The organism is Terriglobus sp. ADX1 (assembly GCF_036877645.1).
Classification (GTDB): domain Bacteria; phylum Acidobacteriota; class Terriglobia; order Terriglobales; family Acidobacteriaceae; genus Terriglobus.
In genome coordinates, this window is record NZ_JAEDXV010000004.1 from 97,236 (window position 1) to 115,652 (window position 18,417).

An 18,417-nucleotide genomic window follows, 5' to 3' on the forward strand; every position below is an offset into this window, starting at 1 on the left:
TCGTCCTCACACGATTTAGCGTTTAGCGATCCGTTGAAGGGCCGCGCTGGTTACAAGCTGAAAGACCTCGCAGTTGCCAGTCGCGCGTGCGGACAGCATGGCTCCATGCACAATCGCCATCAGCGTCTGCGCTTCGGTCGCCGCGGGAGCCTGTAGACGGATCACGCCGGCTGTAACGCCTTCGTTCAATACCCGCTCCATCCATCCGCTTAACGTCTGGAAATGAAGAGTCACTTCTGCCTGCACTTCCTCCGGCAGAGACGGCAGTTCGGCCGCCAGCAGCGCAGCAATGCAGAACGGAGCCGTGCGATCCCGTATGCACCCTTCCCAGTACTGGACGTAGGCCTCCAGTCGCTTCCAGGGATTCTTGATCTGTGAGTCAATCATCTCCGTCGCTTCCATCAATCTCTTTCGATACGACTTCAGAACCGCAACAACCAGCCCGGCCTTCGTCGGAAAATGATGATGAATACTGGGCTTTCTGATCTTCACGGCATCCGCGATATCGGCATAGCTGAACGCCGAATATCCCCGATCTACCATCAGTGCTTCCGCAGTCTTGAGAATCCGTTCTGCCATTTCACCTTGCACACTGAGATAGACTACCGACTAGTCGGTATGGTCGCAAAACTTTTGAAGAACGCTCTGCCTCCCAAACTCTGTCAAGCCCCACATGCCTTTATCCTCAACGATTCAAAGGAAATAGAGTTGGCAGATAATTTCCGCTCAATCCTTACAATAGGAACAGAGACCAAAAAAAGAGACAGCCACCAAACCTGACTTGCTGACTCACTACCTTGCCAACTCGCTGCCTTACTGACTCGCTGACTCGCCTCTAAACCCCTTAGAAAGACGATTTTGCCTGTAACCTCAATCAAATGACGATTTTGGCGACACCATCCATGTAACCCCAATAGAAAGACGATTTTACAAAAACAGGGGGGAGGGGGGGTACCTCCCGACCAATGCACCGCAACCCTCGCTAACTAATTCCTTAATACCTCGTCTATCACAACAGGACGAATGCCGAGGAACCGCTCCAATACGCTGACCGAAGCCGAGCTGAGGCTGATGCGCCTGCTTTGGCAGATGGGCGAATGCTCGGTACAGGATCTGGTTTCCGCCATGCCGGAAGCACAACGACTGGCGTATACATCTGTTCTCACCACCATCCGCATCCTGGAAACCAAGGGCTACGTGGAGCACCGCCAGGAAGGCCGCGCGTTCGTGTATACCGCCACCGTCGCCGAACAGGATGCACAGCAAAGCGAAGTGCGCCATGTGATGCATCGCTTCTTTGGCAACAGCCGCGAACGGCTGATGTTGGCGCTGCTGGGCGATGGCGATGTGAGCCCCGACGAGTTGGACAAGCTGAAACAGGCAATTGCTGAAGCGGAAGCCGCTGCTGCAAAGCGCGGTGCGGACCAGGAGGAGACGGAATGACTCCTGTGCTGGCACAAGCCTCTTCCCTCCTTGCAACAACATGGGCCACAAGCCTGTGGCAAGGCCTTGCCCTGTCGTTGCTGACAGTGGCTCTACTGCGATTGATGCCCAAAGCATCGCCTGCATTGCGCCACAGCATTCTGCTCGCGGTGTTCGCGGCAGCAACCGTGCTTCCCTTGCTGCGTGTACCAACGCACGTAACCGCGATGACGCCACAAGCGTCCTCCGTAGCCATTCGGATAGCTCCCTGGTTTGCAGCGGCCATTGCAGCGGTGTGGCTTGCTGCTTCCCTCTTCCGTGCGATCAGCCTTGGCATGGCTTGGCTGCATCTACAACAGGTTCGCCGCAACGCCATACCGATTGCGTTAGACACCATGGACACGTTCACCGCAGGGAATCGTCGCGCGACACTGTGCTCCTCTTCGCATGTGAGTTCACCTGCCATCCTCGGCTTCTTTCGCCCAGTGCTGCTACTGCCGGAGTGGCTTGTACCAACGCTATCCGCTGAGGAACTACGCCAGATCGCCGCGCATGAGTGCGAACATCTCCGCCGTCGCGATGACTGGATCAACCTGGGGCTACAGATCGGGTTGGTGCTGATGCCACTGAACCCAGCATTGCTCTGGCTCAACCGCCGCATCGCCGAGCAGCGTGAACTGGCCTGTGACGCAGCAGTAGTCGCATCCACAGCGCAACCGCTGGCCTACGCAGCATCGCTGACACGCATCGCCGAGCAACGGATGCAGCAGAACGGATTACGCCTGGCCCTCGCCGCCCTTGGCCGCAAGTCGGAGCTGGCCCAGCGGGTACACGCCCTCCTGCGCGAACCGGTAGCCGGGTGGTCTCGCAGGCAGTCGGCGGCGGCATGCAGTGTGGCTGCGTTTGCGCTGCTGATGGCTTCTGCAGGATTGAGCCGTGTACCGCGATTGATTCGAGTTGCTCCCACAGAGATAGCTCAGCAGGATGTTGCGGTGACGACACCTGCACATGCGATTGCCTTGTATCACCAGAAGAATGCGGCCCCCGCGCCGGAAGCGCGTATGGTGCCTGCAGAGTATGAAGTGCCACCTGTACAAAAGTCTGCTCGTCCTTCAGCAAAGACGAAGGTGAAGCGTGCCGTGGAGACCACGGGGACTGTTGCTCCGAAGACGATTGCGCCGCGTTTTATTCGCACCGCAACGACTGCTCCACGCAAGCCGCGCGTGATGAACGCGGCGGAGCAGGATGACATGCAGCAGACACGCTTTGTTACCACCGAGTTTATTCAGCCCTACGTGGCCGTCCCCGTTCGCGGTGGGTGGCTGCTCATCGAGTTGTAGTTCCAACCAACGTTACCGGGAGAAGAAGCACCATGTCCGCAACAACTAATTCCTTAGTAGAGAAGAAGAATGTCCGCCGTTTTGCTCTGCCTGGATCGCTTGCCGCAGTCGCGGTGCTGGGTTCTGCAATGGCTTTTCATGGCATGAGTGGTGTGCATGCCGGCGCAGTGACCGCTTCGGCGCTGGATGACCAGAGCGTGTCTTCCCTTTCCGCGCTGGATCAGGATATGGAACGCCTAGCTGCGCGGGTGACGCCTGCCGTGGTGAACGTGGCTGTGACCAGTCGTGGTGGCACTGACGACGATGACGACAACGATGGTGAGGCACAGCAGCAGATTGATCCGTCGCAGATTCCTCCGCAGCTACGCCAGTTCTTCGGCCTTGGCGGTGGCGGTGGTCGCGGACAGGGCCGCATGATGCCGCAGCAACAGCCGCTGCGTCATGGTGTTGGGTCAGGTGTCATCATCTCGTCAGACGGCTACATCATCACGAACAACCATGTGGTGGAAGGCGCAACGCAGATCAAGGTGACACTACATGATCGCCGCGTGCTGAATGGCAAGGTGCTGGGTACGGATAAGCTGACGGACATTGCAGTGATCAAGGTGGATGCGCATGATCTGCCTGCGATTTCTTGGGGCGACAGCGGGAAGCTGCAGCCAGGGCAGACGGTGCTGGCGTTTGGCAGCCCGTTTGGCGTGTTGCAGTTCAGCGTGACACGCGGTATTGTGTCGGCGGTGAACCGGCCTGCTCCGTTCTCGTCGGATTCGCGTACGCCGGGTGGTTTGATTCAGACGGATGCTGCGGTGAATCCCGGCAATAGCGGCGGTCCGCTGGTGAATGCGCATGGTGAGCTTGTGGGCATTAACCAGATGATTGCGACGAACAGCGGCAGCTTTGCCGGTGCGAGTTTCGCGATTCCGTCTTCGACGGCCAAGGCGATTGCGGATCAGATCATCAAGACGGGTGCGGTTCATCACGGCTACCTGGGCATTGCGATGAACGACGTGACGCCTGAGAATGCACAGTTCTTTAACCTGACGGATGCACTTGGAGCCATCGTGTCGCAGGTGACACCGGGGTCGCCCGCTGCGAATGCAGGCATGAAGAACGGCGATGTGATCACCAGCGTGAACGGCAAGCCCGTGGAAAACGGCAGCGCTCTGCAGGTGGATGTGGCACAGATGACTCCGGGAACGAAGATCAACCTGGGCATTAGCCGCAGCGGTCAGCACCAGAGCCTGAATGTAACTCTTGGCGAGTACAACAAGGACAAGGAAGTTGCCAGCAATGACGGCGACGGCGGTGGTAAGCAGGGCAACAGCGGCAAGCTGGGGCTGGCGATGAGCGATCTGACGCCGGATGTTCGGCAGCAGATGAACATTCCTGCGAACGTGAATGGTGCAGCTGTGGCGCAGGTTCGTCCGGGGTCGCCCGCAGAAGATGCGGGGCTGCAGCCGGGCGACGTGATCATGGAAGTAAATCGCAAGCCGACTGCTTCCGCGGATCAGGTGGCGAGCAACATCAAGGCCTCTCCCAATGGCAAGAATCTGCTGTTGCTGGTCTGGTCCAATGGTGGTGCTAGCTATCGCGTGGTGACGCCGAACGCTGGCTAATCATCGAGTAAAAACAGTGAAAAGGGCTGGCTTCGGCTGGCCCTTTCTTTTCCCCGGGCATGAAAGGCGTGCGGGAGGAATGCAGATCCTTCGACTTTGCTCAGGATGACGATTGAGCGATGGAGATTGCAACGATATAGGAGACGAACGCTACACTAGCGAGATGGCAACGCTTTCGATCCGCGATCTCGATCTCCACGGCAAGCGCGTCTTTCTGCGCGTCGACTTTAACGTTCCGCTTTCCAAGGATGGTGGCGAAATCCTGGATGACACACGCATTCGCGAGACGCTTCCTACGATTGAGTATGCCCTGCGGCACAAGGCTCGGCTGATTCTTGCGGCGCATCTGGGTCGTCCTAAGGGTGAGCGCGTGGAGTCGATGAGCTTGCGACCGGTGGTGGATCGTCTGCGCATGCTGCTGGATGCGGACCTGGGCGCTTCGCGCAACGTCGCTTTCTCGCCGGACTGCGTGGGTGAGATTGCTGAAGAACTCGTAGACAAGCTGGAATATGGCCAGGCGCTGCTGCTGGAGAATCTTCGTTTTCACAAGGAAGAGGAAAAGAACGATCCGGCATTTGCGAAGAAGCTGGCGTCGCTGGCGGATATCTACGTAAACGACGCGTTTGGTGCGGCGCATCGCGCGCATGCGTCCACGGAAGGCATTACGCATTATGTGAAGCAGTCAGCCAGCGGATTATTGATGGATAAGGAACTTAACTACCTTGGCAAGGCCCTGGAATCGCCGGACAAGCCTTTTGTGGCCATCATTGGCGGAGCAAAGGTCAGCGACAAGATTGAGGTTATCGACAACCTTCTGAACAAGGTGGACGCCATTATTGTGGGCGGCGGTATGGCTTACACATTCCTGAATGCCCAGGGACAGAAAACGGGCAAGAGCCTGCTGGAAGCCGACAAGATTGATGTGGCTGCAGCCGCGCTGAAGAAGGCCGAGGAGAAGGGCGTGAAGTTCCTTCTTCCCGTGGACCATCTGCTGGCAGACAAGTTTGCGCCCGATGCGAAAACGGAGCTCTTTGACGGCACAGGCGACTTTCCTGCGGACCTGATGGCCCTGGATATTGGTCCGAAGTCGATCAGGCTGTTCACGGATGAGATCAACGAAGCACACACGATTGTGTGGAACGGGCCGATGGGTGTGTTTGAGATGCCCGCGTTTGCGAAGGGCACTATGGCTGTTGCGCATGCTGTGGCCGACAACATTGACGCCACCAGCATCATTGGCGGAGGCGATTCCGTCTCGGCTGCGCACATGGCAGGAGTGACCGACAAGATCACGCATATCTCTACTGGTGGCGGTGCGTCGTTGGAATTCCTGGAAGGCAAGACGCTTCCCGGAGTCGCAGCACTTACGCAGAAGTAACCGTATGGGGTGGCGGAAGGAACCTTTCGCCACCTATTATGCAAGCTGCATTTACGGGAGAGAACACTCGAGTGTCCACACGCAAGAAGATCATTGCCGGCAACTGGAAGATGTACAAAACTCCGCGCGAATCGCTGGAGTTTCTGAACGCGTTTCTGCCGAAGGTCCACGATCATGAACGGGACGAGATCATCATCTTTCCTACGGCGACATCGCTTGCCTTCGTGATTGACCGCCTGCGCGGCACGCATCTGCATGCCGGTGCGCAGACCATGCATTGGCTTAACGAAGGCCCGTACACCGGCCAGACTTCGCCGAATATGCTAACGAGCATTGGAGCGACGCACGTGCTGCTGGGCCACTCGGAGCGCCGCCTGTATGCCAACGAGACGTATGAGCACGTGAACCTGAAGATCAAGGCGGCTATTGCGCACGATCTAATTCCAGTGCTCTGTCTGGGTGAGCAGCTTGTGGACCGGCAGGGCGGGTTTACGCGAGACATCATCATGGCCCAGATGGGTGCCGCACTGTCGAACATCCCTGCGGAGAACGCTACGCAGATTGTGATTGCGTATGAACCGGTCTGGGCCATCGGCACAGGGTCAACGGCGTCGCCGGAGATTGCCAATGAGGTTCACAGCATTATCCGTACACAACTGGAGTGGGTATTCAATGCGGAGATTGCGAACAACGCCCGCATTCTTTACGGCGGTTCTGTGAAGCCGGAAAACAGTGCCGCGTTACTGACGCAGCCGGACATTGACGGGCTTCTGGTGGGTGGCGCCAGCCTTGATCCCGCCTGCTTTGCCAAGATTGTTCACACGAAGTATTGAGCTGGATTTTGAAGTCATAGCAAAAGCCCCGCAGTTTTGCGGGGCTTTTGCTTTCCAAGACTCGATTTAGCGTGCGTGACGATGGGCGTGGTGAGCACGGTGATGGCGGTGGTGGCGTGGCTGCGCGGAAGCGACCGTTCCGGCGACTGTAAGAACGGCAAGGAGAACAAGGGCACTGTGACGAATCATCTTCAAGGGAGAAGCTCCATATTGGCAAAGGCCATTGATGGCATTCTCCGCGAGCAGCGCTAAAGCGCGGTCTATGAAAATGAATTATCTGCGGGAATGTTCCCTGGCTGATTCCCCCTTAACGAGGTTCTTAGTGAACAACGCCAGCCTGATCGAAGGGCCAATACACAAAACTGGCCTTGCCATAGATCAGGGTCCGGTCCACCGGGCCGAAGTCACGGCTGTCTGAAGAAATGGAACGATGATCGCCCATGACGAAGTATTCATTCGCGGGGATAGTCATTTCTGGCTGCGAACGCTCATCGGCAAACCGCAGGGGAACATAAGGCTCTTTCAGTAACTTGTCATTCACGAACACGCGGCCGTGTTCGATGCGCAGGCGGTCACCCGGAAGCGCAATCACGCGCTTGATATAGCTCTTGGTGAGGTCCCGGGGATAGTGGAAGACGACCACATCACTGGGGTGGATCTCTCCCACGTGATAGGCGAGCTTATTAATGAACAGACGATCCTGATCCTGCAACATGGGCACCATGCTGGTGCCTTCCACGCGGACTGGCTGATACAGAAACAGAATGATAAAAACTGAGACTGCAACGGAGGCTAATACGTCTCTCAACCACGCCCAGGAGACGGCTTTGTGTACCGGAGTTGTCTCTTCCACGTTCTGCTGCTCTGTGTCGTTCATTGCCCTGTTACTACTGTATAAGACGGGTAAGGTGACACAATAGTCACAGTTCGGGCGCGATTCATCAGATATCTGAAAGGATTTTCCCGGCATCGAAATAGCTTGGACTAGAATGACGATGGCGAAGGACACAGAAGATCCATGCCTGCACTCATGATCGAAGAACAGAACAAAACGGCCCTGCAAGATAAGCAGGGCATCCGCTCTCTGGCCACCGAGCGGCAAAACGAGGCTTCCGAGGGGTTCGACACCAAGTCGGCCCTTGAGATTGCACGCATCATCAATGCGGAAGATGCGAAAGTCGCTGCGGCAGTGAAGAAGGCGCTTCCCGAGATTGCGCAGGTCATCGACGTGGTGGCGCGCTGTCTTCGCGATGGCGGGCGACTCATCTACGTGGGCGCGGGCTCGTCAGGGCGCATCGCCTCACTGGATGCGGCGGAATGCCCGGCCACCTTCTCCACGCAACCCGCGCAGGTGCAATACATTATGTGCGGTGGCCCCAAGGCACTGGCCAGCGCTGCGGATGTGAATGAAGACTCGCCTGAGATGGGCCAGCGCGACATTGCCAAGCGCCGCCCTACCCGCAAAGACATCGTGATCGGTATCTCTGCTTCCGGGCGTACTCCTTACGTCGTGGGAGCCGTGGAATATGCGCGCCTGCGTGGCGCCCAGACTGCCGCGATTGTCTGCAATCAGGGCACGCGACTGGCTGATGCAGCCGACATCTGCATGGTGGCTGAAGTGGGACCGGAAGTGATCAGCGGTTCGACACGCCTGAAGGCATCGACTGCGCAGAAGATGATCACCAACATGATCACCACGGGTGCGATGACGCGCCTGGGTTATGTGTACGACAACCTGATGGTGAACGTGCACATGAAAAACGAAAAGCTGGTGGAACGCGGCATCAATGTGCTGCAGCGCGTCACCGGTGTCGATCGCGAAACGGCGATTCGTACGATTAAGTCTGCAGGCAAGTCCATTCCGATTGCAGTGGTTATGCTGAAGGCGAATGTCGACAAGATGGAAGCCGTTCGCCGTCTGCAGAAGTCAGATGGAAATGTCCGTCGCGCAATTGAGAATGCACCGCTCGATCTTTAAAGCGAAACTTTGTGTTGTGATAAAGGGCCAGCAATTGCTGGCCCTTTATTTTATTTGGAAGTGGGTTTAGCTGACCGGCACAGCGTCTGGCGTGGAGCTATCCCGTTCGCCGTTGCTCCATGCTTCTTCGGAAACGTCTGGAAAGAACATGAAGAAACAAGTGCCGGAACGCTCGCCTTCACGGGTGCGAAGACGCACGGAACCGCGATGTTTGCGAATGATCTCTTCGCTTACCCAGAGACCGAGTCCCGTACCGGTTGCGTGCTTCGTGGTGAAGAAAGCTTCAAAAACTTTACGTGCTGTCTCTTCCGACATGCCGTGTCCCGTGTCTGCCACGGTCAACAGCACTCCACTGGATGGAATTGATGTGCGGCGTATTCGAATGGAAAGCGCTCCGCCGCCCGGCATGGCGTCCAATGCATTCGCAATGAGATTTGCCAGGAGCTGTCGCATCTCGCCGGCAAAACAGACGAGTGATGTATCTCCACGGCTTTCGCGAACGACGTTGATGTTGGCGCGCAGCAGGCGTGGCTGATAGAGCGCAAACACGGAATCGATGATCTCATTCAGATCAACCCGCGCGCGCGATACCGATTGACGATAGAAACGCAACGTTTGTTGTGTGACCTGTGCGACGCGTGCGAGCTCTTCCTGCGCCATCTCGATGAAGCCCAGAGCGCTCACATCCATAGGTTGATGGTGGCGGAGGATATAGAGAAGGTTGGTGACGGATTCCAGCGGATTATTGATCTCGTGCGCCACACTGGCTGCCAGACGCCCTGCAGCTGCCAGCTTTTCTGTACGCCGAAGTGTCTCTTCTGCCTTTAGGCGCTCCGTGATTTCGCTGCAGACCACGCCCACCCAACGCACATTCTCCGTGGAGGTTCGCACGGGGTAAAACTGCATCAACCACGCGCGCGGCGCGTCCTCACGGCCATCCTTCAACTCGAAATTGCGGATCCCCTGCCCCGTCTTGAAAACTTCTGCCGCGCGAGTCCGCACCTCTGCCGCTAAAGAACCGGCCAGAATGCCACCATGCACGTCTTGCGTGCTGAACATGGTGGAGAAGAAATCGTTCTGGCGCACGATCTCAAACTCCGCATCGAGGAAGGCAAAGCCGATGGGTGCGTTTCCCAGCATGGAATCGAGTAACGCCAGTGTTTCGAGCAGGCCGCTGCGCTGCTCTTCCAGCTCGCGTACCATGGTGTTGAAATTTTCTGTCAACACGCCCGCTTCATTCCGTACCGTGACGGGCAGCGGAAACTCTGGGTTCGGCAGCGTGCCGCGTAATACACCATGCGTTGCTCGGCTCAACGTCCGAATCGGTCTTGTCATGCGGCGCACGATCAAGAAGATGGGCAAGAGATTGGCAAGAAGCGCCAATGCGCCGTAGATGAGCGCCATGCGGACAATCGGACTGATCGCGCTTCCAGAAGAGGGTGTGGGCTCCAGCCATAGCAGAGCTACTGGCTTGCCATTTTCCAGCAGCGGCGTGACTGCCTCTACCTGGCCTTTTTTCGTACGGAAAATATGCTGCCCCGTAACGGTGGGGAGAATCTTCAGCTCTTCGGCATCGAGATCGCGATTCATACCAGACTTGCTGGCAGCAACCGTATTACCGCTGAGATCTGTCAGCCGTGAGGATTGGATGCTGGGCGCGATCTCTGCCAGTTCCAGGAGTTCACGGAGCGTCTCGTAGTCGCCCCGTCGAATCCGTTCGGTAGAGACAGCAGCGAGACGATCAATCTGACTGGAGATGCGCGCTTCGAGATTTCTTTGCGATGTCTTCCTTGTACTGACAACGACGTAGTAGAGATAGCCGCCGAGCGCAAGTGTCTGCGCAAGGATGATTCCAAGCACAAGCTGGGCAAAAAACGTTCGCGGCACAACGCGGCGCATGTACTTGATTATCATGCACGGACAAGCCTACGCCAAAATGCCGCAGGAGAGCACCTCTCCCGTTTCGGGAACTAGTTTCGGGAACTACTTGTTGTTAAACGGCAAACGGCTCCGTCAGAGACGGGCTCTGCGGTGTAAATAAAACACCGCCTGTCGGCGTGACGTGCATGCAATCTTCCAGACGCACGCCGAACTCATTTGGCAGGTAGATGCCGGGTTCGTCGCTGAAGCACATGCCGCTTTCAAGGATGGTCTTGTTGCCTCGTACGAGGTACGGCCATTCATGACCGTCCATACCGATGCCATGACCAAGGCGATGTGTGAAGGTCTTGTAATCCGGGCCGAAGCCGGCTGCTGTGATGATGTCGCGTGCGGCCTTGTCGACGGCCTGACATTCGTTGCCTGCCTTCGCGGCGTCGCGAGCAGCAGCCTGCGCTTTGTGCACGATGTCAAAGACGCGCTTCATCTTGTCGGACGGCGTGCCGTAGACGAAGGTGCGCGAAATGTCCGCGGCGTAGCCTTCGACGGTGCAGCCGTCGTCGATGAGAACGATGTCGTTTTCCTTGATGACCTGCGGTTTGATGGAGCCGTGTGGGAGTGCGCTGTAGATGCCCGTTTCGCAGCTTGAGAAGCCGGGGAATCCACTCTTGACGTAGGCTGCGCCCATCAATGCGCTGAAGTCGGCGGTATTCATACCGGGGTGGCCAGCCTTCCACGCTGCTTCATACACAGAGAGCGTTACCTGATTGGCCAGTGTCAGCAGATCCAGTTCGTGCTTTGTCTTGATGCGGCGGCAACCGGCGGTGATCGGCGTTCCATCGACCACTTGCAAATTCGGATTGGCTTTCGCGATTTCCGATGCGTAAATGTAAGGCGTTTTTTCTTCAATGCCGAGTTTGCCGGTGCGCAGCCCCGCGTCTGCTAATCCTTTCCCCACCAAAGCAAATGGGCTTTCGTCTTCGTGCCATGTGTAGATGCGGACGTTCTGGCCGCCGGGAATGGTGTCCAGACGTTCACGCATGCGGTCTTCTTCAAACGAAGGGCATACGAGGAATGCTGCACCCTTTACGGGGATGATGAAAGCGAACATGCGTTCACTGTTGCCGCTGCGAATGCCAGTGAAATACACCATGGACGTTCCGCCTGCCAGCAGGACACCGGCGTATCCCTGTTTCGCCATCAGCTCTTGCGCGCGAGCGATGCGTTCGCCGCGTTCCGCTACCGTGATTGGCATTGCCTCTGATTTCCGGTTGGGGAGAGCCGCGATGGATGGAGGCAGAGGGCCTTTCACTGGCTCCTGTGTTTCCGGGCGCTGGGCCTCGGCCATGAACGACGTGGGAGCTGCTGCGGCCAGTGCGGCATGCGAGAGAAAATGACGACGGTTCATGGAAATTCTCCTCCGCGCCCCGGCGTATTGACGCGATGACGCTCCCTGCAGAAATGTTTGAGTAACAACAAGGTATCAGTAAGTGGCGTGCACAACAGCAGTCTCGGGAAAAAGTTGCGCGCAACGATTGCGTACAGACGTGTTTGTACCTACAGAGCGAATGCAAAAGCTCGCCGCTCTCGTAAGGAGTAACCCGTCATGAAACAGATCGTCCTGACCTCTGCCCTTCTTCTCTCGTTTGCAGGAACAGCCGCATTCGCGCAAACCGCCGCACCACAAGCGCAGACCGCTGCACCGCAAACGCAGGTAACGCAAAAGCACCATCGTGCGCACAATCCGCACAAGACGGCGCTGAAGATGGGTAAGCAACTTGGCTTGTCACAGGACCAGACAGCGAAGCTGGAGCCTATTCTGGCCGAACGCCAGCAGAAGATGAAGGCACTTCGTACTGACACAACACTGACTGCCGATCAGAAGAAGGATCAGCGCCGCCAGATTCAGGAAAACACGCGCACGGAGATGTCAGGAGTGTTGACCCCGGACCAGATGCAGCAGTTGAAGGCTGCGCGACAGGCGCATCGCCATGCAGCTAAAACCGGTGCTTAATCTGCCTATGAATACGAGAGAGCGCGGCGATACTGCCGCGCTCCTCTCATTTGTCCGCAATCCATGTGTGTTCTGGTAGTGCTCTGCGAAATACCTCTAATTGTGGCTGCAAACGCTTTGCCGCTGCGGGCGATGTCGCGTAGAAAGATACACCGATCGTGGCAATCGGGCTTGCGAAGTATTGCTCTGATTGATGCAGCACACCGAGTTTTATCCAAGCTGGAGGCGGAGGAGCCTTAAACCAGGATTCGTAGATCATGGCAAGCCCAACGTGGTGTTCTTTTGTGACGCGATCCAGCCATGCCGTGTTGCGATTCTTCTCACGCAAGGTTTCAAGGTTTGCCAAGCCAATCAGGTCCAGGATGTAGAACTTCCCATAGGCATTGAAGCTGACCCAGCCGAGGTCGTTCACTGCGATGTTTTCTGAGCCCAGCTGCTGTACGAAGCGATGCATTTCATACTGCTGGCGCGCAATTTGAAGTGAGCCTCCCGGTGATCCCAAGAGTGGTGGCACAAAGGCCACAGCGCTCAGCAGCATGAGGAGCCATACAACAGGCGCAATCACCTTCTGCCCTTTCATTACGTGCAGCAACAGCCCCACTGCAAGAAGCAGAACGAAGATTCGGAGTGCGACATCGTAGCGGAAGTACCAGTCGTATGGCCCGACGAGCGCCATCGCGATTGCCGCCAAGAGGACTGTCAGCATTGGCCACATGACGTAGCGTCGCCGCAGGCAGACGCAACACACTGCAATCGTTGCCATGCAAGCAAAGATCACGCGACGCGACGGTCGCAGGAATAAATCCTGCGCATTGACGATACTCAGCTCCACCAAATGAGCAAGACCGCTTGTGTGGCCACTGCCGGCCTCCATGCCGCCCTTCGCCATCACGGAGTTTGGGAAAGGTGGCAGGCCGTGTGCGTGAAGAAATATCCCTAATACGATGAGTGGTAGCAGACTAACCGCAAAAACGGCCACGGCAGTACCATAGCGCCGTTTGAGCAGCAGTACGACGCAAACGGCTCCCGTATACACCACGTTCTCGTAGCGGACAGCCGGGGCGAGCGCCGCAGCAGCAAGATAGTGCCATGGAATTGAGCCGTCCTCATATCCATGGAAGATTGCGATGACACACGCGACGACTAACAAAACCTGGAGGGAATGCTCCATGCCCGTCATGGTCAGACCCGGCATATTAGCGGCCAGCACCAGGCAGATGGCGAGTCCGGTGATGGACAGGCTGCCGAATCCGGCGGCTCGTAATCGGGGTTCCAGCCAGCGGCCGAGAAGGATGCAGGTTCCGAGCGAAAACACCACATTCAGCGCCAGTGGAACCCATTCGCCTACGATGGTCCGGCTGAGCGGGGCGAGCAGAAATGGCCACAACACGCTGGAAGAGGGAGACGTCGTTTCGGCCGGATTGATGCCGTAATGGCCCGCCGCGATGTTCTGGGCAAGCGCCAGATGGATATAGGGATCGTCAAGCGTGTAGCTGAAATGCGGCGCGCGCAGGAGCACGATCACCAGCATGACGGTCACTGCCGCCAGGTAAGCGCCGATCATGACCGGGGCGAGGAGTCTCTGCCGGGCTGGTAACTCCATGTATTTCGGGCGATGACTCTCCGCCCAGTCAACGGATTTCAACATGCAAAAGGAACCTCTCCCGATAACCTGCAAACCCCGCAACTCTTCCGTAGACTGAGATACATGGATAAGTTTGTTGTCCGTGGTGGCAATCCGTTGCTTGGCACCATTAAGGTTTCCGGCGCAAAGAACTCGGCTCTTCCCTGCATGGCTGCGGCCATCCTGACGGAAGAAGAAGTGGTTCTTGAAAACATCCCCCAGGTCCGCGACATTGAGACCGAACGCAAGCTGCTGGAAAGCATGGGCGCGCACGTAGAGCTGGGTTATGGGCGCGCGCAGCATCGCACCACCATCCAGTGCGCTGTACTGTCCGATCCGGAAGCCAAGTACGAGATCGTGAAGACGATGCGTGCGTCTTCGCTGGTGCTTGGGCCGCTGGTGGCGCGTGCTGGCATTGCCCGCGTGGCGCTGCCCGGTGGATGCTCCATTGGCGACCGCCCCATTGACCTGCACCTGAAGGGGCTGGAGCTGATGGGCGCGAAGATTACGCAGGAGTATGGCTACATTGAAGCCAAGGCGGACCGTCTGCACGGCGCGCATATCTCCTTCGACAAGATCACCGTTACAGGTACGGAAGACCTGCTGATGGCCGCGACGCTGGCCGACGGCGAAACCGTGATGGAAAACTGCGCTCAGGAACCGGAAGTGACCGACCTGGCCGAGATGCTGATTGGCATGGGTGCGCACATTGAGGGTGCTGGCACCTCCACCATCCGCGTGAAGGGTGTTTCGAAGCTGCATGGCGTACGCCATCGCATTAACCCAGATCGCATTGAGGCTGGCACGTTTCTCATTGCCGGAGCGATCTCCGGTGGCGACCTGAATGTGGACTGCCTAAACCCTGCGCATCTGGGTGCTGTGATTGCCAAGCTGGAAGAGTGCGGCGTTCGCATGGATGTGGGCAAGGAAAACATCCGCGTTCGCAGTGAAGGCAGTGGATCACTGAAGGCCGCAGACATTACCACAGTGGAATATCCGGGCTTCCCGACTGACATGCAGGCGCAGTACATGGCGTTGGCCACGCAGGCGGAAGGCACCAGCATCATCACGGAAAACATCTTCGAAAACCGCTTCATGCACGTGCCGGAACTGTCGCGCATGGGCGCAAACATCCGTGTGGAAGGCCGTACGGCCACGGTCCGAGGACGTACACCACTGCAGTCGGCTGCCGTGATGTGCAGCGACCTTCGCGCTTCAGCTTCGTTGGTTTTGGCTGCGCTGATTGCAGACGGCGAAACGATTCTGGACCGTGTGTACCACATCGATCGTGGCTACGAGCGCATTGAAGAGAAGCTCCGCGGTGTGGGCGCGCAGATTCGCCGCATGGGCGAGGTCTTCGGCAAAAAGTAGTTCCACGAAACAAGCACAGCAAAGGCCCGGCCATGCCGGGCCTTTGCATTTTCAATCTGCCAAAGCAGGGATGCCCATGCGCTGCAAGGATGTTCGCAGAGGCATACGGGTCAGGGTCTGACGCTCTACCTTTTTTTCGACAAACTCTTCATGCGGATCATGCGCGCTGAACAGGACCTTAGCGGCTCCTGCGAGAGGCAGAGCAAACATTACGGCAAAGACAAACATGGCGGGTTCGGTCATCGGATCGACTTATCTCCTACGAAATAGGCGTTGGCTGACCTTCTCATCGGCATCCCCGGAAATCCCTTGAGCGAGGTAGTATGGAAGCCACAACACCAATTCCCGCAGGAGTTCTCTGCCCATGCGTCGTTTCTCGCGGCTTGCCGCTACGCTGCTCTGCTTTTCGTTCGCCTCGCTTGCAGCCTCTGCGCAGATTCCCCTGCTGAGTGAGCGCAAGGATTGGTCTGGCCCAGCCGATGCGTGGTGGGCACACGTTTCCTATCTGGCCGATGACAAGCTGGAAGGTCGCCGCGCCGGAACTCCGGGCTATGAAAAGGCCGTGGCGTATGTCGAGGAGCAGTTCAAGACGATTGGCTTGAAGCCTGCCGGTACGAATGGCTATCAGCAGTCGTTTGCGCTGGTGCCCACATCCATTGATGCAGCTGCTTCGTTCTTTCGCGTAAACGTCAATGGTAAGACGGTTGACTTCCCCGTTGGTTCGGATGTGACGTTGGCTCCCGGCATGGAGAACACATCCGTTGCCAACACACCGATGGTCTTTATCGGCTACGGTCTGCGCATTCCGAAGAAGCACATAGACGATCTCGCGGGCACAGATGTAAAGGGCAAGGTTGTTGTCTTTTTCAACGCGCCGCCGATCAACCTGCAGGGGCCACAGCGCGCGTATGCCCGCAGCAACGATCAGCGATGGAAACAGCTTGCGGCAGCCGGTGCGGTGGGCATGATTTCACTGGCATTGGCACCGCCGCAGAACAATACGAACGGCCCTGCACGCGCGGGCGGTGCACGTCTTCTGTTTGAAGATCCCGCACTGAACACCATGAAGGGTTTGCAGGTGAGCGCAACCATCGCCTACAGTGCGGGCGAGAAGCTGTTCGAAGGCAGCGGTCACAGCTACGACGAACTTCGCAAACTGGCCAATGCTGGCGAGACTTTACCGCACTTCGCGCTTCCGGGAACGCTGGACGCCAAGACGACGATCAGCAAAGGTGCGGCAGTTCACATGTCCAATGTGATTGGCTTGCTGGAAGGCTCCGACGCGAAACTGAAGAAGGAATACGTGGTGGTCAGCGCGCATCTGGATCATCTTGGGATTGGTCGCCCGGTGAACGGCGATAGCCTGTACAACGGTGCGATGGACAATGCTTCCGGCTCGGCGTCGGTGATTGAATGCGCCAAGCTGATGTCGAAGTATCCGCATCCGAAGCGGTCGATTCTGTTCATTACGCTTGCGGGTGAAGAGTTGGGCGAGCTTGGTTCGGCTTACTTCGCCAACAAACCCACCGTTCCCAAGAAGGATGTGGTGGCTGACCTGAACATGGATATGTATCTGCCGCTCTTCCCGTTGCGCTTCATCGAAGTGCAGGGTCTGGGCGAGAGCACACTGGGCAACGATGCTCGCGCTGCGTTTCAGTTGAACGATGTTGAAGTTCAGTTTGATAAACAGCCTGATGAGAACCGCTTTGTTCGCTCGGACCAGGTGAATTTCGTTAAACAAGGCATTCCGGCGCTCGCCTTCAAGTTTGGCTGGACGCCCGACTCGCCCGAGCAGAAGATTTTCATGGATTGGGTCAAGAATCGTTATCACAAGCCCAGCGATGACCTGCAACAGCCTGTCGATAAGGCTGCTGCTGCACAGTTCACCGTGGTGCTTGGACAGCTGACCACGCGTGTCGCCAACGGGCCGCGACCGGAATGGTATCCGGAAAGCTCTTTTGCAGATCAGAAATAGCCGGCAACGATCACCACGCACACAAACGCCAGCCAGTATTCATCGGCTGGCGTTACTCTTAAGAGAACAGATATTTCTATAACAACACTCAAAGCAGCGATAAGAAGAGCATGAGCACAGAACTGGAATACGAAAACACACTGCCCCCCGCAGCGATGCCCGGTATCAAGGTGGCAATTCTGGGAACCGGCAAGATGGGCGGCATTCTTCTGCAGGCCTTCCTGAAAAACAACCTGCTGCACGCGGAGCAGATCATTGCGACCGTTGCGCACCCGGAACGCGCCCATGCGCTCTCCGCGCAGTACAGCGTGGAAGTGACCACGGATAACGTGGAAGCAGCGAAGCAGGCGGACGTGATCCTGCTTGGCGTGAAGCCGATCCAGGTACCCGCGCTGATCGAACAGATTCGCCCCGTACTTACTCCACAGAAGATGCTTGTGTCGTTCGCTGCGTCGGTAAAGACATCCGCCATCGAAGACGCCGCCGGTTTTGAGATTTCAGTGGTGCGTTCCATGCCGAACACCCCGGCGATGCTGGGTGCAGGCATTACGGCCCTTTGCCGTGGACGGTTTGTTTCCGAGGATCAGCTGGGCATTGCGCAGCGCATCTTCGGCACGGTGGGACGTACCGTTATCGTGGATGAGAAGCACATGGATGCTGTCACTGGCCTCTCTGGCTCGGGACCTGCATTCATTTACATCATCATTGAGGCGTTGGCGGAAGCGGGTGTCAACGTAGGCTTGCCGCGCGATATCGCAACGCAGCTTGCAGCACAGACCACTTTCGGTTCCGCGCGGATGGTGCTGGAAACCGGCTATCACCCTGCCCTGTTGAAAGATGCGGTGACCACTCCGGCGGGCTGCACCGTGGATGGCATTCTTGAACTGGAAGAAGGCGGCCTGCGTGTGACGCTGATCAAGGCAGTGAAACGCGCAACGCAGCGTGCAAAAGAACTCGCCGCCGGATAACCAGAAGTTAGTTAGGAAAA

At 57.2% G+C, this 18,417-nt stretch carries 17 protein-coding genes; 11 read left to right on the forward strand and 6 right to left on the reverse strand.

Annotated features, from left to right (window positions below; genetic code table 11):
• Positions 1 to 15: 15 nt before the first annotated feature.
• A complete protein-coding gene (locus JAO32_RS04255) occupies positions 16 to 579 on the reverse strand; it encodes a TetR/AcrR family transcriptional regulator (protein WP_334237821.1) in 564 nt (187 codons plus the stop codon).
• A 444-nt stretch (positions 580 to 1,023) separates the two neighbouring features.
• Between JAO32_RS04255 and JAO32_RS04260 the strand changes: the two genes are divergently transcribed.
• The 6 genes from JAO32_RS04260 to JAO32_RS04285 all read left to right on the forward strand — a co-directional run bounded on the left by JAO32_RS04260 (position 1,024) and on the right by JAO32_RS04285 (position 6,841).
• Positions 1,024 to 1,443, forward strand: a complete 420-nt coding sequence (locus tag JAO32_RS04260) for a BlaI/MecI/CopY family transcriptional regulator (RefSeq protein ID WP_334237823.1) — start codon at positions 1,024 to 1,026, stop codon at positions 1,441 to 1,443.
• Positions 1,440 to 2,762, forward strand: a complete 1,323-nt coding sequence (locus JAO32_RS04265; RefSeq protein ID WP_334237825.1) for a M56 family metallopeptidase — start codon at positions 1,440 to 1,442, stop codon at positions 2,760 to 2,762. Before JAO32_RS04260 ends, JAO32_RS04265 begins: the two co-directional genes overlap by 4 nt.
• Before the next feature lie 32 nt (positions 2,763 to 2,794).
• The gene (locus JAO32_RS04270) at positions 2,795 to 4,378 is read left to right on the forward strand and encodes a Do family serine endopeptidase (RefSeq protein ID WP_334237826.1); all 1,584 of its coding nucleotides are present in this window, start codon (positions 2,795 to 2,797) and stop codon (positions 4,376 to 4,378) included.
• A 163-nt stretch (positions 4,379 to 4,541) separates the two neighbouring features.
• Entirely contained in the window at positions 4,542 to 5,756 is a 1,215-nt protein-coding gene (locus JAO32_RS04275) for a phosphoglycerate kinase (protein WP_334237828.1), read from the forward strand.
• A gap of 71 nt (positions 5,757 to 5,827) precedes the next feature.
• Positions 5,828 to 6,589, forward strand: coding sequence for a triose-phosphate isomerase (gene tpiA / locus JAO32_RS04280; protein ID WP_334237830.1), 762 nt, complete (start codon positions 5,828 to 5,830; stop codon positions 6,587 to 6,589).
• A 75-nt stretch (positions 6,590 to 6,664) separates the two neighbouring features.
• Positions 6,665 to 6,841, forward strand: a complete 177-nt coding sequence (locus tag JAO32_RS04285) for a hypothetical protein (RefSeq protein ID WP_334237832.1) — start codon at positions 6,665 to 6,667, stop codon at positions 6,839 to 6,841.
• 67 nt (positions 6,842 to 6,908) lie between these two features.
• Here JAO32_RS04285 and lepB read toward each other — a convergent pair whose 3' ends face one another.
• Positions 6,909 to 7,466 (reverse strand): signal peptidase I, encoded by a 558-nt coding sequence (gene lepB / locus JAO32_RS04290; RefSeq protein ID WP_334237834.1) that lies wholly within the window; start codon positions 7,464 to 7,466, stop codon positions 6,909 to 6,911.
• A 141-nt stretch (positions 7,467 to 7,607) separates the two neighbouring features.
• On the opposite strand from lepB, the gene murQ reads away from it, so the two are divergent.
• Positions 7,608 to 8,567 (forward strand): N-acetylmuramic acid 6-phosphate etherase, encoded by a 960-nt coding sequence (gene murQ, locus JAO32_RS04295; RefSeq protein WP_334237836.1) that lies wholly within the window; start codon positions 7,608 to 7,610, stop codon positions 8,565 to 8,567.
• A 66-nt stretch (positions 8,568 to 8,633) separates the two neighbouring features.
• Here murQ and JAO32_RS04300 read toward each other — a convergent pair whose 3' ends face one another.
• Both JAO32_RS04300 and JAO32_RS04305 read right to left on the reverse strand, forming a co-directional pair.
• Positions 8,634 to 10,466 carry an ATP-binding protein gene (locus JAO32_RS04300; protein ID WP_334237838.1) on the reverse strand — a complete coding sequence of 611 codons (1,833 nt, stop codon included), beginning with the start codon at positions 10,464 to 10,466 and terminating at the stop codon, positions 8,634 to 8,636.
• Between the two features lie 94 nt (positions 10,467 to 10,560).
• Positions 10,561 to 11,853: a M24 family metallopeptidase gene (locus JAO32_RS04305; protein WP_334237840.1), complete on the reverse strand. Its 1,293-nt coding sequence runs from the start codon at positions 11,851 to 11,853 to the stop codon at positions 10,561 to 10,563.
• 198 nt (positions 11,854 to 12,051) lie between these two features.
• On the opposite strand from JAO32_RS04305, the gene JAO32_RS04310 reads away from it, so the two are divergent.
• Positions 12,052 to 12,459, forward strand: coding sequence for a hypothetical protein (locus JAO32_RS04310; RefSeq protein ID WP_334237842.1), 408 nt, complete (start codon positions 12,052 to 12,054; stop codon positions 12,457 to 12,459).
• A gap of 46 nt (positions 12,460 to 12,505) precedes the next feature.
• Here JAO32_RS04310 and JAO32_RS04315 read toward each other — a convergent pair whose 3' ends face one another.
• Positions 12,506 to 14,107 carry a hypothetical protein gene (locus JAO32_RS04315; RefSeq protein WP_334237844.1) on the reverse strand — a complete coding sequence of 534 codons (1,602 nt, stop codon included), beginning with the start codon at positions 14,105 to 14,107 and terminating at the stop codon, positions 12,506 to 12,508.
• Positions 14,108 to 14,167: 60 nt separating this feature from the next.
• On the opposite strand from JAO32_RS04315, the gene murA reads away from it, so the two are divergent.
• Entirely contained in the window at positions 14,168 to 15,454 is a 1,287-nt protein-coding gene (gene murA / locus JAO32_RS04320; protein WP_334237846.1) for a UDP-N-acetylglucosamine 1-carboxyvinyltransferase, read from the forward strand.
• Positions 15,455 to 15,505: 51 nt separating this feature from the next.
• On the opposite strand, the gene JAO32_RS04325 is transcribed toward murA, so the two are convergent.
• Positions 15,506 to 15,697, reverse strand: coding sequence for a hypothetical protein (locus JAO32_RS04325; RefSeq protein ID WP_334237848.1), 192 nt, complete (start codon positions 15,695 to 15,697; stop codon positions 15,506 to 15,508).
• Between the two features lie 121 nt (positions 15,698 to 15,818).
• Here JAO32_RS04325 and JAO32_RS04330 point away from each other — a divergent pair, with 121 nt between their 5' ends.
• The gene (locus tag JAO32_RS04330) at positions 15,819 to 17,429 is read left to right on the forward strand and encodes a M28 family peptidase (protein ID WP_334237850.1); all 1,611 of its coding nucleotides are present in this window, start codon (positions 15,819 to 15,821) and stop codon (positions 17,427 to 17,429) included.
• 110 nt (positions 17,430 to 17,539) lie between these two features.
• On the forward strand, positions 17,540 to 18,397 hold the full coding sequence (proC, locus tag JAO32_RS04335; RefSeq protein ID WP_334237852.1) for a pyrroline-5-carboxylate reductase: 858 nt from the start codon (positions 17,540 to 17,542) through the stop codon (positions 18,395 to 18,397).
• Positions 18,398 to 18,417 lie beyond the last annotated feature (20 nt).

Coding starts and splice junctions, on each gene's coding strand:
- JAO32_RS04255 (WP_334237821.1), bottom strand. CDS start 579: ATGGCAGAACGGATTCTCAAGACTGCGGAAGCACTGATGGTAGATCGG.
- JAO32_RS04260 (WP_334237823.1), top strand. CDS start 1,024: ATGCCGAGGAACCGCTCCAATACGCTGACCGAAGCCGAGCTGAGGCTG.
- JAO32_RS04265 (WP_334237825.1), top strand. CDS start 1,440: ATGACTCCTGTGCTGGCACAAGCCTCTTCCCTCCTTGCAACAACATGG.
- JAO32_RS04270 (WP_334237826.1), top strand. CDS start 2,795: ATGTCCGCAACAACTAATTCCTTAGTAGAGAAGAAGAATGTCCGCCGT.
- JAO32_RS04275 (WP_334237828.1), top strand. CDS start 4,542: ATGGCAACGCTTTCGATCCGCGATCTCGATCTCCACGGCAAGCGCGTC.
- lepB (WP_334237834.1), bottom strand. CDS start 7,466: ATGAACGACACAGAGCAGCAGAACGTGGAAGAGACAACTCCGGTACAC.
- murQ (WP_334237836.1), top strand. CDS start 7,608: ATGCCTGCACTCATGATCGAAGAACAGAACAAAACGGCCCTGCAAGAT.
- JAO32_RS04300 (WP_334237838.1), bottom strand. CDS start 10,466: ATGCGCCGCGTTGTGCCGCGAACGTTTTTTGCCCAGCTTGTGCTTGGA.
- JAO32_RS04305 (WP_334237840.1), bottom strand. CDS start 11,853: ATGAACCGTCGTCATTTTCTCTCGCATGCCGCACTGGCCGCAGCAGCT.
- JAO32_RS04310 (WP_334237842.1), top strand. CDS start 12,052: ATGAAACAGATCGTCCTGACCTCTGCCCTTCTTCTCTCGTTTGCAGGA.
- JAO32_RS04315 (WP_334237844.1), bottom strand. CDS start 14,107: ATGTTGAAATCCGTTGACTGGGCGGAGAGTCATCGCCCGAAATACATG.
- murA (WP_334237846.1), top strand. CDS start 14,168: ATGGATAAGTTTGTTGTCCGTGGTGGCAATCCGTTGCTTGGCACCATT.
- JAO32_RS04325 (WP_334237848.1), bottom strand. CDS start 15,697: ATGACCGAACCCGCCATGTTTGTCTTTGCCGTAATGTTTGCTCTGCCT.
- JAO32_RS04330 (WP_334237850.1), top strand. CDS start 15,819: ATGCGTCGTTTCTCGCGGCTTGCCGCTACGCTGCTCTGCTTTTCGTTC.
- proC (WP_334237852.1), top strand. CDS start 17,540: ATGAGCACAGAACTGGAATACGAAAACACACTGCCCCCCGCAGCGATG.